Annotated in this window: 13 protein-coding genes; 6 read left to right on the top strand and 7 right to left on the bottom strand. The window is 64.5% G+C overall.

Features of this window, described 5'->3' with window-relative positions; all coding sequences use genetic code 11:
* Nucleotides 1-322: 322 nt before the first annotated feature.
* The 5 genes from ABIB90_RS33355 to hpaR form a co-directional block, all read right to left on the bottom strand.
* Complete coding sequence (locus ABIB90_RS33355; protein WP_354202197.1) at nt 323-1,627, bottom strand: methyl-accepting chemotaxis protein; 1,305 nt, start codon at nt 1,625-1,627, stop codon at nt 323-325.
* Nucleotides 1,605-2,126, bottom strand: a complete 522-nt coding sequence (locus ABIB90_RS33360) for a PAS domain-containing protein (RefSeq protein WP_354202198.1) — start codon at nt 2,124-2,126, stop codon at nt 1,605-1,607. Before ABIB90_RS33360 ends, ABIB90_RS33355 begins: the two co-directional genes overlap by 23 nt.
* Nucleotides 2,127-2,312: 186 nt before the next feature.
* A complete protein-coding gene (locus ABIB90_RS33365) occupies nt 2,313-3,836 on the bottom strand; it encodes a UxaA family hydrolase (protein ID WP_354127661.1) in 1,524 nt (507 codons plus the stop codon).
* Between the two features lie 170 nt (nt 3,837-4,006).
* Nucleotides 4,007-4,783 (bottom strand): HpcH/HpaI aldolase family protein, encoded by a 777-nt coding sequence (locus ABIB90_RS33370; protein WP_354202199.1) that lies wholly within the window; start codon nt 4,781-4,783, stop codon nt 4,007-4,009.
* 242 nt (nt 4,784-5,025) lie between these two features.
* Nucleotides 5,026-5,544 carry a homoprotocatechuate degradation operon regulator HpaR gene (gene hpaR / locus ABIB90_RS33375; protein ID WP_007593660.1) on the bottom strand — a complete coding sequence of 173 codons (519 nt, stop codon included), beginning with the start codon at nt 5,542-5,544 and terminating at the stop codon, nt 5,026-5,028.
* A gap of 110 nt (nt 5,545-5,654) precedes the next feature.
* Between hpaR and hpaH the strand changes: the two genes are divergently transcribed.
* The 6 genes from hpaH (at nt 5,655) to ABIB90_RS33405 (ending at nt 12,051) form a co-directional block, all read left to right on the top strand.
* Complete coding sequence (gene hpaH, locus ABIB90_RS33380; RefSeq protein WP_354202200.1) at nt 5,655-6,455, top strand: 2-oxo-hept-4-ene-1,7-dioate hydratase; 801 nt, start codon at nt 5,655-5,657, stop codon at nt 6,453-6,455.
* 30 nt (nt 6,456-6,485) lie between these two features.
* The gene (locus ABIB90_RS33385; protein WP_354162823.1) at nt 6,486-6,884 is read left to right on the top strand and encodes a 5-carboxymethyl-2-hydroxymuconate Delta-isomerase; all 399 of its coding nucleotides are present in this window, start codon (nt 6,486-6,488) and stop codon (nt 6,882-6,884) included.
* Nucleotides 6,877-8,415 carry a 5-carboxymethyl-2-hydroxymuconate semialdehyde dehydrogenase gene (hpaE, locus tag ABIB90_RS33390; RefSeq protein WP_354202201.1) on the top strand — a complete coding sequence of 513 codons (1,539 nt, stop codon included), beginning with the start codon at nt 6,877-6,879 and terminating at the stop codon, nt 8,413-8,415. Before ABIB90_RS33385 ends, hpaE begins: the two co-directional genes overlap by 8 nt.
* 125 nt (nt 8,416-8,540) lie before the next feature.
* The gene (gene hpaD, locus ABIB90_RS33395) at nt 8,541-9,524 is read left to right on the top strand and encodes a 3,4-dihydroxyphenylacetate 2,3-dioxygenase (protein ID WP_354202202.1); all 984 of its coding nucleotides are present in this window, start codon (nt 8,541-8,543) and stop codon (nt 9,522-9,524) included.
* Between the two features lie 3 nt (nt 9,525-9,527).
* Nucleotides 9,528-10,397: a fumarylacetoacetate hydrolase family protein gene (locus tag ABIB90_RS33400; RefSeq protein WP_354202203.1), complete on the top strand. Its 870-nt coding sequence runs from the start codon at nt 9,528-9,530 to the stop codon at nt 10,395-10,397.
* A gap of 25 nt (nt 10,398-10,422) precedes the next feature.
* A complete protein-coding gene (locus ABIB90_RS33405; protein WP_354202204.1) occupies nt 10,423-12,051 on the top strand; it encodes a thiamine pyrophosphate-dependent enzyme in 1,629 nt (542 codons plus the stop codon).
* A 127-nt stretch (nt 12,052-12,178) separates the two neighbouring features.
* Here the strand turns inward: ABIB90_RS33405 and alkB are convergent, their stop codons facing one another.
* Both alkB and ABIB90_RS33415 read right to left on the bottom strand, forming a co-directional pair.
* The gene (gene alkB / locus ABIB90_RS33410) at nt 12,179-12,832 is read right to left on the bottom strand and encodes a DNA oxidative demethylase AlkB (RefSeq protein WP_198288297.1); all 654 of its coding nucleotides are present in this window, start codon (nt 12,830-12,832) and stop codon (nt 12,179-12,181) included.
* 9 nt (nt 12,833-12,841) lie between these two features.
* The gene (locus ABIB90_RS33415) at nt 12,842-13,588 is read right to left on the bottom strand and encodes a 2OG-Fe(II) oxygenase (RefSeq protein ID WP_354202205.1); all 747 of its coding nucleotides are present in this window, start codon (nt 13,586-13,588) and stop codon (nt 12,842-12,844) included.
* Nucleotides 13,589-13,719: the final 131 nt, after the last annotated feature.

Here is a 13,719-nt window from a genome sequence, read left to right on the forward strand (position 1 = left end):
ACCCCGACAGCCGATCCAGCGCTGCATTGGCACCTGCTCCCTTCGGGAGCCAAGCCTCAATAAAACTCGGCTGCCCCGTCTGCTTCACCGCCATCATCATTCCTCCAAGGCTTTGCCTTAGAGAATCACAATTGACGGATTACGCAACAGGCCCCTTGTGGGAGAAGGTGGCGCGAAGCGCCGGATGAGGGGTACGTCTCCGCGAATTCCGGCGTGAGAGGTGCGCGCGGAGAGAGACCCCTCGCCCGTCTCCCTGCTGAGCGGCGAGCCACCCTCTCCCACAAGCGGAGAGGGTTAGCAGAGTGCATCTGCATCGAAGGCCCTACGCCGCTGACGTCAGCCGTTGCAGGAATTGCGTCACCTCGCGCCGGAGCGTCTCGACCTCGCCATGGACGCGTTCGGAGGCGCTGTTGACGCGGCTCGCCACACGGCCGGTGTCGGCGGCGGCTTCGCCGATGCCGGTGACGTTGGAGGACATTTGCGAGGTACCGGCCGAGGCTTCCTGGACGTTGCGGGCGATCTCACGGGTGGCGAGACCCTGCTGCTCGATCGAGGCCGCGATCGAGGCGGTGATGCCGTTGATCTCGGTGATGGTCTGCGCGATTGCCTCGACGGCGGCGACCGAATTGGTGGTCGATTGCTGCATCTCGCCGACTTTGGCGCTGATCTCCTCGGTCGCCTTCGCGGTCTGGTTGGCGAGGCTCTTGACCTCGGATGCGACCACGGCGAAGCCGCGGCCGGCCTCGCCTGCCCGCGCGGCCTCGATGGTGGCGTTGAGCGCCAAGAGATTGGTCTGCTCGGCGATCTCGCTGATCAGCTTGACCACGTCGCCAATCCGCATCGCTGCATCCGCAAGCATGCGAATCTCGCTGCCGGCACGATTGGCTTCGTTCACCGCCCGCCCCGTGCTCGTGGTCGAACCGGCCACCTGCCGGCTGATCTCGGCGATCGATGATGCGAGCTGCTCTGCGGCGCTGGCGACGGTGGCGACGTTGCGCGAGGCCTGGTCGGACGCACTGAGCACGCCGGACGTCTGTCGGCTGGTCTTCTCGGCCGCCGCCGCCATCTGGCCGGCGTCGGATTCGAGATCGGTTGCCGCGCCCATCAGAGTGCCGGCGACCTGGTCGAGATGGGTGCCGAACTGCTTTGCGAGGTCCGCGATCTCGACCACGCGACGGCCGAGGCTGTCGGTGCCGGAATTGATGACGGTGGCTGAACGGCGAAACGAGCCGGGTAATCCGCGCGCGAGGATCTTGCGGAAATATTTACCGCGGCTTGCATAGTCCATCGACGCCGAAGCTTCCCGCAAATAGGCATCGGTGATGTCGAGCATGTCGTTGACCGACTTCTGAATGGCGCCGATCCGTCCGGCCTGGCGGATGCTGAGGATGCGCGCCTCGAGGTCGCCACCTGCGGCCTTGCGGCACACGTCTGCCACCTCGTCGACGGCCACCGCCGTGCGGTGCTGGCACCAGACGGCATAGACGAGCAGCACGACCGTAACGCCAAGCAACGCCGCGCCGGAAACTCCGGTCGTACCGGCGAGCGAGAGCACGAACGCGACGACGGCAAGAACGGATGCGAGCGCGGTCGCTCCCTGCGCTTTAGAGAGAGAGCACAAATTCATCGTAACCGACACCCTGTTGCTTGAGCAGCCCGACCATCGCCTCGAAGCTCGCATGCATGCCGTCCTTGGCATTGGCATGCCGCGCCTCTTCCGCGCACAGCGTCTTGTAGATCGGCTTGATACGCTCGATCTGCGCAGGATCGGGCCTGCGACGGTTGGAGTGATAGCCGACGATATTGCCACGCTCGTCGAATGTCGGCGTGACGTGGGCGAACACCCAGTAATGGCTGCCGTCCTTGGCGAGGTTGACGACGTAGGCGAAGATCTCCTGCCTGGACTGAAGCGTGTCCCACAGCAGCTTGAAGACGGAGCGTGGCATCTCAGGGTGGCGGATCAGGCTGTGGGGGGCGCCCATCAGCTCCTTCCAGGAGTACTGCGCCATACGGATGAAGACATCGTTGGCGTAGGTGATGCGGCCCTTGAGGTCGGTCTTCGACACGATCAGCTCCTCCTCTCCGAGGAGATTTTCCACGCCGGTCGGCCGTATCGCACGCGTCATCGTTGACGAATCCTCACGAAGGGCGAACGCTCCAAATGAGTGGAGCTCGCATCCTCCCAGGGATTACGGCAGAAGATGTTAATCAGGTGTGACCGCGGGAACCCCCGTGATCACTTGACGGCTCCGTATCATTACTTAGGAGCATCGCTTGTAGTGTCGGGCTACCGCCGGCGCGCAACAACGAGGTTACATCGTCGCGCCCAGCACCCATGGCGCGAACTCGGCGCCGCCGAAATCAAAACTCTCGCTCTTGGTCGGCTGTCCGGACGCGGTCTTGAGGATGAGATCGAAAATGCGCTGGCCGCACTGCTGGACGCTCTCCTCGCCTTCGAGGATGGTGCCGCAATTGACGTCCATGTCCTCTTCCATGCGCTTGTACATGGGCGTGTTGGTGGCGAGCTTGATCGAGGGCGCCGGCTTGCAGCCGAACACGCTGCCGCGGCCCGTGGTGAAGCAGACCAGATTGGCGCCGCCGGCGACCTGCCCGGTCGCGGCAACGGGATCGTAGCCGGGCGTGTCCATGAAGACGAAACCCTTCTTGGTAATGGGTTCGGCGTAGCGCAGCACTTCGACGAGGTTGGTGGTGCCGGCCTTCGCCATCGCGCCGAGCGACTTCTCCAAAATGGTGGTGAGACCGCCGGCCTTGTTGCCCGGGCTCGGATTGGCGTTCATCTCGGCGCCTTCGCGCGTCGTGTATTCGTCCCACCAGCGCATGAGATCGACCAGCTTCTCGCCGACCTCGCGGCTGACGGCGCGGCGCGTCAGCAGATGCTCGGCGCCATAGGTCTCCGGCGTCTCCGACAGGATCACGGTGCCGCCGTGACGCACGATGAGATCGCTGGCCGCACCGAGCGCCGGGTTGGCGGAGACACCGGAATAGCCATCCGATCCGCCGCATTGCAGCGCCACGGTCAATTCGCTCACCGGTACGGATTCGCGCTTGACCTTGTTGGACTCCGCGAGCGCCTCGCGCACGAACGCGATGCCCGCCTCCACCGTCTTGCGGGTGCCGCCGACCTCCTGGATGTCCATCGCTCGCAGACGGCCGGCGAGCTTCTGCTCTTCCATCAGGCCGCCGATCTGGTTCACCTCGCAGCCGAGGCCGAGCACGATGACGTGGGAGAAGTTCACGTGCCGCGCATAGCCGCCGAGCGTACGGCGGAGCAGAGCTAGCGGCTCGTTCTGCGTCATGCCGCAGCCGGTCTTGTGGGTCAGCGCGACCACGCCGTCGACATTCGGGAAGTCGGCCAGCGGATTGTCGCCGGTGAACGGATTTTTCTTGAACACGTCGGCGACGAGGCTTGCGACATGCGCGCTGCAATTCACCGATGTGAGGATGCCGATATAGTTGCGCGTGGCGACGCGGCCGTCCGGACGGCGGATGCCTTCGAAGCTCGCCGGCAGATCGAAATTCGGCGTCGGCTTGACGTCGGCGCAATAGGCATAGTCCTTGGCAAAATCGCCCATGCCGCAATTCTGCACGTGCACGTGCTGGCCCGGCGCGATCGGCACCGTCGCAAACCCGATGATCTGGCCATAACGTATCACCGGCTCGCCGACTGCGATCGGCTTGATCGCGACCTTGTGGCCGGAAGGAATGCGCTCGACCGTGGTCACGCCGTCGGCCACCGATGTTCCCGGCGGCAGGCTTGCGCGCGCGATCAGCACGCCATCATCGGGATGCAGGCGAATGACGGGGCTGATGGTCATGGGATGTCTCCAGTATCGAAACTATCATGCCCCGGACGCAGCGCAGCGTGAAACGGTGCGCTGCTGAGCCGGGGCCCCAGTTGTTTACGTAATGTGCTTCACTGGCTTCTGGGTCCCGGCTCTGCGGAGCGGCGCTACGCGCCGCACCGCGTCCGGGACACAGAGAGAGATCAGGCCTTGCCGCCGGAATCCTTCCGGGTGGCGTTGACCTGCATCTTGGCGTAGGTCGTCATCAGACCGACCTCGTTCGACAGCGTCACCAGCTTGAAGCCCATGTTGACGGCGCGCGCGGCACCTTCGGCGCCGCTGCAATGGATGCCGGGGTTGAGGCCGCGCTTGCCGCACTCCTTGACGATCTTCTCGTAGATCGCGAGGATTTCGGGCTCGGTGCGATCGAGCTTCGGTTCGAGGCCGTAGGAGAAGCCGAGGTCGGACGGGCCGATATAGACGCCGTCGATGCCTTCGACGTCGAAGATCGCTTCCATGTTCTCGACCGCGGTCCTGGTCTCCATCATCGGCAGCAGCACGATGTCGTCGTTGGCCGTCTTCTGGTAGGAGCCCGCGGTGCCGTACATGCCGGCGCGAATCGGTCCGTTGGAGCGCACGCCCTTCGGCGGGTACTTGGAATAGGAGACGAGGTTCCTGGCTTCCTGCGGCGTGTTGACCATCGGGCAGATCACGCCATAGGCGCCGCCATCGAGCACCTTGCCGATGATGCCGGGCTCGTTCCAGGGCACGCGGACCATCGGCGTGATCGGGTGCTTGTCCATCGCCTGGAAGCACTGCACCATCGAGAGATAATCCTGCACGCCGTGCTGCATGTCGACGGTGACGCTGTCGAAGCCGCATTGCGCGATCATCTCGGCCGAGAAGCCGGAGGGAATCGCGAGCCACGCGTTGACTACGGCCTTGCCCGACTTCCAGATTTCCTTGACCTTGTTCGCCACGTTGCCTTCCTTCTTTGTTTTGGACCTTCGTCACCATGACGAGCGCCGCGACAGCACGATGCCGTTATTAGCGCGAACCCGACTGCCGCGCTACGCTCGCGATGACGCAAGGTTTCACTTGGCAAAGACGGCGCTATCCGTTCCGGCGCGCCGATTTTCGAGCTATCGGCTTGGGCGGCACTTTGAGCGAAAAAGCGCGTCAATGTCCATTGCTGTCGCTACGCGCTTGCGCATATCTGCTTTCACTCCTCGGCACTTGCCTCCTCGCTTGCGCCGAGCCCTGCGAGACTCTGTTCGAGTTCGCCGAGCATCTCCTGCAACTCGACGAGCTTGCGTGCGCCGAAGCGTCGCGTGATCTCCGCATAGATCGCTTCGGAGGACGGCGCCACCGAGGCCATCAGCTTCACGCCTTTTTCCGAGATCGAAACCATGCTGCGGCGCTGGTCCGCCTTCGCGGTCTTGCGCTCGATCAGGCTGCGCGCCTCCAGATCGCGCAGGATGCGCGACAGGCTCGGTCCGAGCAGGAACGCCGTGCGCGCGAGTTCCGTGACCTCGACCGTGTCGATTGCCGCGAGCGCGCGCAGAATACGCCATTGCTGCTCGGTCAGGCCATGCTCACGCAACGAGGGACGGAATTGCCGCATCACCGCTTCGCGTGCCCGCAGCAACGACATCGGCAGCGAGCGCGAGAAGTCGCGCATCGGCACCTGCCGCACGGCGGGCTCGCTTCCGTTCGCGGGATCAGCCGGTCTCTTCGTCATGACGCCCTTTCAAGCCGCGAAACGTTTGCAGTGCAGCAAGCCAAATTGTGTTTGACGCATTCACTTAACATGTTAAGTATCTTCCGGCACTACGATCTGTAAGATTACACATGGCGCTTTCAAACGACGATATCCGAGCTTGCGCGAACCGTCTGCACCAGGCGGAGAAGACCCGTACGCAGATCCGGCAGCTCTCGCAGGACTTCCCCGACATCAGCATCGCTGACGCGATTCAGAAGGCTTGGGTCGATATCAAGATCGCCGAGAGGCGCATCGTCAGGGGACACAAGATCGGCCTGACCTCGAAGGCGATGCAGAGCGCGCTTGGGATCAACGAGCCGGATTCCGGCGTGTTGCTCGACGACATGTTCTTTGCCGATGGTGGCCTCGTCCCGACGGAGCGCTTCATCGCGACGCGCGTGGAAGCCGAGCTCGCCTTCGTCATGAGCAAGCGCCTCGCGGGCCCCGACTGCACGCTATTCGACGTGCTCAACGCCACCGACTTCGTGGTGCCGGCGCTGGAGATTCTGGACACGCGGATCGAGCGCGTCGATCCCCGGACCAAGGCGACGCGAAAGATCTTCGACACCATCGCCGACAACGCGGCGAACGCCGGCATCGTGCTCGGCGGACGGCCGATCCGCCCGCTGGATGCCGATTTGCGCTGGATCGGCGCGCTCTGTTTCAAGAATGGCCAGCTCGAAGAGACTGGCCTTGCCGCCGGCGTGCTCAATCATCCCGCAACGGCTGTTGCCTGGCTCGCCAACAAGATCGCGCCGCTTGGCCTTGCGCTCGAGCCCGGACAAATCGTGCTGGCCGGCTCCTTCATCCGTCCGATCGAGACCCGCAAGGGCGACACAATTCAAGCCGATTATGGCGCCTACGGCTCGGTGAGCTGCTACTTCGCCTAGACGAACAAAAAAACAGGGAGTGAAACCGCGATGCCGCATTTCACGATCGAATATTCGGCCAATCTCGACGACCGCCTCGACATCGGCGCGGCGTGCGAGGTGGTGCGCAAGGCGGCGGTCGAGACCGGCATCTTCCCGCTCGGGGGCATCCGCGTCCGCGCCGTCAGATGCGAGCATTATGCGATTGCGGACGCGCGGCAGGACTACGGCTTTCTCGACATGGTGCTGCGCATCGGCGAAGGCCGTGAACTTGCCACCCGCAAGAAAGCCGGCGAGCAAATCTTCCAGGCGCTCTCCCGCCATCTCGATCCCGTCTTCGCAAGCTCGAAATTCGCGCTCTCGTTCGACATGCAGATCAACGACAAGGACACGAGCTGGAAGCGCAACAACATCCACGACGCCCTGAAAGCGGAGGCCGCCCATGGATAAGCCCACGCCGAAAACCGATGTGTTCCAGGCCAACCGCGACCGCGTCGCGCCGCTGCTGAAGAGGCTGCGTGCAGACGGCATCGGCCACATGATCGACGGCAAGATCGTGCCGTCAATCTCGGGCGAGACCTTCGAGACGAAATCGCCGGTCGACGGCGCCACGCTCGCGAGCGTCGCCCGCGGCAATGCCGAGGACGTCGATCGCGCCGCCACCGCTGCCGCCCTCGCCTTCAAATCCTGGCGCGACATGGGCCCAGCGATGCGGAAGAAGCTGCTGCATCGCGTCGCCGACGCCATCGAGGACAATGCCGAGGACATCGCGGTGCTCGAATGCATCGACACCGGCCAGGCCTATCGCTTCATGGCCAAGGCTGCGATCCGCGCCGCCGAGAACTTCCGCTTCTTTGCCGATCGATGCGGCGAGGCGCGCGACGGCCAGAACACGCCGAGCGACGAGCATTGGAACGTCTCGACCCGCGTGCCGATCGGCCCGGTCGGCGTTATCACGCCGTGGAATACGCCGTTCATGCTCTCGACCTGGAAGATCGCGCCTGCCCTCGCGGCGGGATGCACCGTCGTGCACAAGCCGGCGGAGTGGTCGCCGATCACGGCGGCTATTCTCGCGAAGCTCGTCAAGGAAGCCGGCGTGCCCGACGGCGTGCTCAACACCGTGCACGGCTTTGGCGAAGAGGCCGGCAAGGCGCTGACCGAGCATCCCGCCATCAAGGCGATCGGCTTCGTCGGCGAAAGCTCGACGGGATCCGCGATCATGATTCAGGGCGCGCCGACCCTGAAGCGCGTGCATTTCGAACTCGGCGGCAAGAACCCGGTGATCGTGTTCGACGACGCGGATCTCGACCGCGCGCTCGATGCCGTCGTGTTCATGATCTACTCGCTCAACGGCGAGCGCTGCACGTCGTCGAGCCGCCTGCTGATCCAAGCCGGCATCGCGGAGAAATTCGTGGAGAAGCTGACAGCGCGCGTCAAGGCGCTGAAGGTCGGTCATCCCCTCGATCCCGCCACCGAGATCGGGCCGCTGATCCACGAGCGGCACCTGGCAAAAGTCTGCTCCTATTTCGATGTCGCGCGCCAGGACGGCGCGACGATTGCCGTGGGCGGCAAGGCCTATGACGGCCCGGGTGGCGGACATTATGTCGAGCCGACTTTGGTGACCGGCGCACACGGCAAGATGCGCGTGGCGCAGGAAGAGGTGTTCGGCCCCTTCCTCACCGTGCTGCCCTTCAAGGACGAAGCAGACGCGATCGATATCGCCAACGACATTCGCTACGGCCTGACCGGCTATGTCTGGACCAACGATGTCGGCCGCGCGTTGCGTGTCGCGGATGCGCTGGAGGCCGGCATGATCTGGCTGAACTCGGAAAACGTCCGCCATCTGCCGACGCCGTTCGGCGGCATGAAGGCTTCAGGCATCGGCCGCGACGGCGGCGACTATTCGTTCGACTTCTACATGGAAACCAAGCACGTCTCGCTGGCGCGGGGCACGCACAAGATTCAGAAGCTGGGAATTTAACTGCCATTCCGGGGCGGCTCGAAGAGCCGAACCCGGAATCCATCGCGCAGCAGAGTTAGTGGAAGAATGGATTCCGGGCTCGCGCTCCGCGCCCCGGAATGACAAGGGCCGAGAGGGGAAACGCAATGCCCGTACCGCAACATATCTTCGAGCCGCCGTTCAACATCATCCGCTCCAGCCACGCCGTGCTGGACGTGACCGATCTGAAGCTCAGCCGCGAGTTCTATGAAAGCGTTGTCGGCCTGCATGTCGAGGACGCCGACGACAAGGTCGTCTATTTGCGCGCCGCTGAGGAACATCAGCATCACTCACTGGTGTTGCGCAAGGCGGCGGCGCCTGCCTGCAACCGGCTCGGTTTCAAGGTCGGCAATGACGGGGATCTGGACAAGGCCGCAAAGTTCCTGTCCGAGAACGGCCTGGGCTACGCCTTCGCCGATCAGCCCTTCCAGGGCCGGACGCTGCAGTTCACCGATCCCTTCGGCTTCCAGATCGAGCTGTATGCATCGATGGACCGGCGGCCGCATCTGCTGCGCCGCTACGACCTCTACAGGGGTTGCCATCCGCAGCGGCTCGACCATTTCAACGTGTTCGCAGCCGAAGTGCAGGACACTGTCGAATTCTATGCCCGGCTCGGCTTTCGCCTCACCGAATACGCCGAGGAGGACGGACCGAACGGGCGCATCGCCGCGGCCTGGATGCATCGCAAGGGCAATGTCCACGATTTCGCCATCACCAACGGCAAGGGCCCGCGGCTGCACCACTTCGCGTACTGGACGCCGACGGCGATGAACATCATCCACCTCTGCGACGTCATGGCCTCGCAAGGCTTCGTGAAGAACATCGAGCGTGGTCCCGGCCGCCACGGCATCTCGAATGCGTTCTTCCTTTATGTTCGCGATCCCGATGGACACCGTCTGGAGCTCTACACCAGCGACTATTTCACCGGCGATCACGACCACGAGCCGCTGCGCTGGTCGCTGCGCGATCCGCGCCGCCAGACATTGTGGGGCGCGCCCGCCCCGCGCTCCTGGTTCGAGCAGGGCTCGCCGTTCTCCGGGCAAGCCGTGCGTGAGCCGAAGTTCGTGGCCGACGTGCTGGTGGCGGATTAAGCAATGACACTCCCTCGCCTCGCGACCTATTCCGTCAAGGGTGCAATCCGCTACGGCGCCGTCGTCGACGGCGGCATCGTCGATCTCTCGGCGCGCCACGGCAAAGACTATCCCACGCTGCGCGAGGTGATCGCCGCAGGAAAGCTCGCGAGCCTCGCCGAGGAGGCCGCCAGCCGCCCCCCCGATCACGCGCTCGGTGACATCATCTGGCTGCCGCCGGTGCCCGCGCCGGAAAAGATCATCTGCATCGGCGTCAACTATCCCGATCGCAATGCCGAGTACAAGGACGGCCAGGACGCGCCGAAATATCCGAGCATGTTCATGCGCTCGCCGCGCTCCTTCGTCGGCCACGACACGCCGCTGGTGCGCCCTCGCGCCTCCGCGCAGCTCGACTATGAGGGCGAGATCGTGCTGGTGATCGGCAAGGCCGGCCGGCACATTGCTGAAAGTTCTGCGCTCGACTACATCGCCGCGCTGACGCTCTGCAACGAAGGCTCGGTGCGAGACTGGCTGCGCCATGCCAAGTTCAATGTCACGCAGGGCAAGAACTTCGATTCCAGCGGCAGCCTCGGCCCGTGGCTGGTGCCCTACACGCAGGAATCGCAGGTCGCCGACATCCGCCTCACCACGCATGTCAACGGCGAGCTGCGGCAGGACGACCGCACCAGCAGGCTGATGTTTCCGTTCCGCTATCTCATCAGCTATATCTCGATCTTCGCAACGCTCGTTCCCGGCGACATCATCGTCACGGGCACGCCGACCGGCGCCGGCGCACGGTTCGATCCGCCGCGTTATCTAAAGCCTGGTGACGCTATCGAAGTCGCGGCCGAGGGCATCGGAACCTTACGCAACGGCGTCGTCGACGAAGCCTGAACATTGATTGAAATGGAATAGTGCCATGACCACCCTCACCGGCGGCGAAGCGATCGTAAGCGGCCTTGTCGCCCACGGCGTCGACACCGTGTTCGGACTGCCCGGCGCGCAGGTCTACGGCCTGTTCGACGCCTTCCACCAGGCGCAGCTCAAGGTGATTGGCGCGCGGCACGAGCAGGCCTGCGGCTACATGGCATTCGGCTATGCGCGCTCCAGCGGCAGGCCCGGCGTGTTCAGCGTGGTGCCCGGTCCCGGCGTGCTCAACGCCAGCGCGGCACTGCTCACCGCCTTCGGCTGCAACGAGCCGGTGCTGTGCGTCACCGGTCAGGTGCCGACGCAATTTCTCGGCAAGGGCCGCGGCCATCTGCACGAGATGCCGGACCAGCTCGCGACCTTGCGCACCTATGTGAAATGGGCGGACCGCATCGAATATCCCGGCAACGCGCCAACCACGGTTGCGCGCGCCTTCCAGGAGATGACGTCCGGACGGCGCGGCCCCGCCTCGGTCGAGATGCCCTGGGACGTCTTCACCCAGCGCGCGGACACGGCCGCCGCACAGGTGCTGGATCCCTTGCCCGCGCCGCGGCCCGATCCTGATATGATCAAGCAGGCGGCCGCGCTGATCAGGAACAGCAAGGCGCCGATGATCTTCGTCGGCAGCGGCGCGATCGAAGCGCGCGAGGAGATTCTCGAACTCGCCGAGATGATCGACGCGCCTGTCGTCGCCTTCCGCAGCGGCCGCGGCATCGTCTCCAATGCGCATGAGCTCGGCCTGACCATGGCGGCGGCCTACAAGCTGTGGCCGACAACCGATGTGATGATCGCAATCGGTACGCGCGCCGAGCTGCCGGCATCGGGCTTTCGTTGGCCGTATCAGCCGAAGGGGCTGAAATCCATTCGTGTCGATATCGATCCGGCCGAGATGCGCCGGCTCGCCTCCGATGTCGCTATCGTCGCCGACGCCGAAGCCGGCACGGCCGATCTCGTCGCAGCCGTGAAGAAGGCCGGCTATGCGAGGACCAGCGGCCGGCGGGGAGACATCCGCGAGGCGACTGCGACGGCCCAAGCCGAGATCCAGCGCATCCAGCCGCAGATGGCCTATCTCAACATCCTGCGCGAGGTGCTGCCGGCGAACGCGATCGTGACCGATGAATTGTCGCAGTTCGGTTTCGCCTCCTGGTACGGTTTTCCGATCTACGAACCGCGCACCTTCATCACGTCAGGCTATCAGGGCACGCTCGGCTCGGGCTTCCCCACCGCGCTCGGGGCCAAGGTCGCCAATCCCGACAAGCCGGTGGTGGCGATCACCGGCGATGGCGGCTTCATGTTCGGGGTGCAGGAGCTCGCCACCGCCGTGCAGTTCAACATCGGCGTGGTGACGCTGGTGTTCAACAACAACGCCTACGGCAATGTCCGCCGCGACCAGCGCGAACGTTTTGACGGCCGCGTGGTGGCGTCCGATCTGGTCAATCCGGATTTCGTCAAGCTCGCGGAGTCCTTTGGCGTCGCGGCTGCACGCGTCACCGCGCCGGACCAGTTCAAGGCGGCGATGGAGACGGCGCTGGCCCATGGCGGGCCGTATCTGATCTCGGTGGAAGTGACGCGGGATTCGGAAGTCAGCCCGTGGGCGTTCATTCACCCGCCGAAGCCGTGATGACGATCCTCATGGTGAGGAGGCGCGTGAGCGCCGTCTCGAACCATGAAGGCCCCGCTGCTGCAGCTCGGCCTTCATCCTTCGAGACGCGCGCCAACTGGCGCGCTCCTCAGGATGAGGAGATCGACTAGCGCGTCCTGCGGAAGGTCAGATTGACCCGCGTGCGCCCGAGCAGCGCATGCTCGCCATCGGCGAGCGGCGCTACGCCGTGATAGGCAAGCCGTGACGGTCCGCCCCAGACTACGACATCGCCATGGACGAGCCGGAAGCGACGCGGCTTGTCGTTGCGTGCCATGCCGCCGAACAGGAACGTCGCGGGCAGGCCGAGCGAGACCGAGACGATCGGCGCCGAATAATCCAGCTCGTCCTTGTCCTGATGCAATGACAGCCGCGTGCCGGGCTCGTAGCGGTTGACGAGGCAGGCATCGGGCGCGAAGTCTTTGAAACTGCCCTGCTCGGCCGCACGGCCGGCGAGATCACGCAGCACGGACGGCATGGCGGGCCATGGCGCACCGGTTTTCGGGTCGATCGGATCATAGCGGTAACCGGTATGATCGGTGATCCAGCCGCGCTCGCCGCAATTGGTCATGGCGACCGACATCAAATGACCGCCGGGCGTGGTCATGCGGCGGAACGGCGACTGCGCCACGATGGCGCGCACGGCTTCGATCAACTCGCTTTCGATCGGCTTGACGAAGCCGCGCAACAGCACGGCGCCGTCGGCGATCTCCTCGCGCGACGGCTGGGCTTCGGCGACGCTATCGAACAAATCCGCCATCAGCGGCAGCGCTTATTTGGCATCGTGAAAGATCACACCCAGCGTGTGGCGCTGGCCAGAGCGAATCCGGCTGACGCCATGGCGGAGATTAACGCGGTAGGTGCCGCGTGTCCCCTGCACCGGACGGTGATGCACAGCGAAGGCGACCGCGTCGCCCTGCGCGAGCGGAACCACCTCGGCACGGGACTGCATGCGCGGGCGCTGCTCGGTCAGCACGAACTCGCCGCCGGCAAAATCGCGGCCGGGCTCGGACAAGAGGATCGCGACCTGCAGCGGGAACACGTGCTCGCCATAGAGATCCTGATGCAGGCAGTTGAAATCGCCGGCTTCATATTGCAACAGCAGCGGAGTGGGCCGCGCTTGGCCGGCCTCGTGGCAGCGCTTCAGGAACGCCGCGTGTTCGGCGGGATAGCGGATGTCGATCCCCATCGCCTCGTTCCAGCGGTTGGCGACGCCCTGGAGATGCGCATAGAGCGCCGGGCGCAACTGCGCGATCAGGTCGGGCAGCGGATAGGAGAAATATTTGTACTCGCCGCGGCCAAAGCCGTGGCGGCCCATGACGATGCGGCTGCGGAAGTTGGCGTCGTCGGGATAGAGCGCGGCGACGGCGCGGCATTGGTCCGGCGTGAGCAGGCCCTTCAGGACAGCGCAGCCGTGCGTGTCGAGTTCGGCGGTGATCTGGGGCCAGTCGAGGGTATCGACATGGGCGGCGGGGTCGGCTGCCGGAGATTGAGGCGATTTTCGTGCTGTTGCTGTCATGGCTCCGACTTTCGCAAGACCGCCCCGCCCTCTGCCACCCGATTTCCGACTCTCTCCCCGTCATTGCGAGGAGCGCTTGCGACGAAGCAATCCAGAATCCCTGCGCAGAACCAGTCTGGATTGCTTCGCTT

It is taken from the genome of Bradyrhizobium sp. JR4.1, from assembly GCF_040548605.1.
GTDB lineage: Bacteria > Pseudomonadota > Alphaproteobacteria > Rhizobiales > Xanthobacteraceae > Bradyrhizobium > Bradyrhizobium canariense.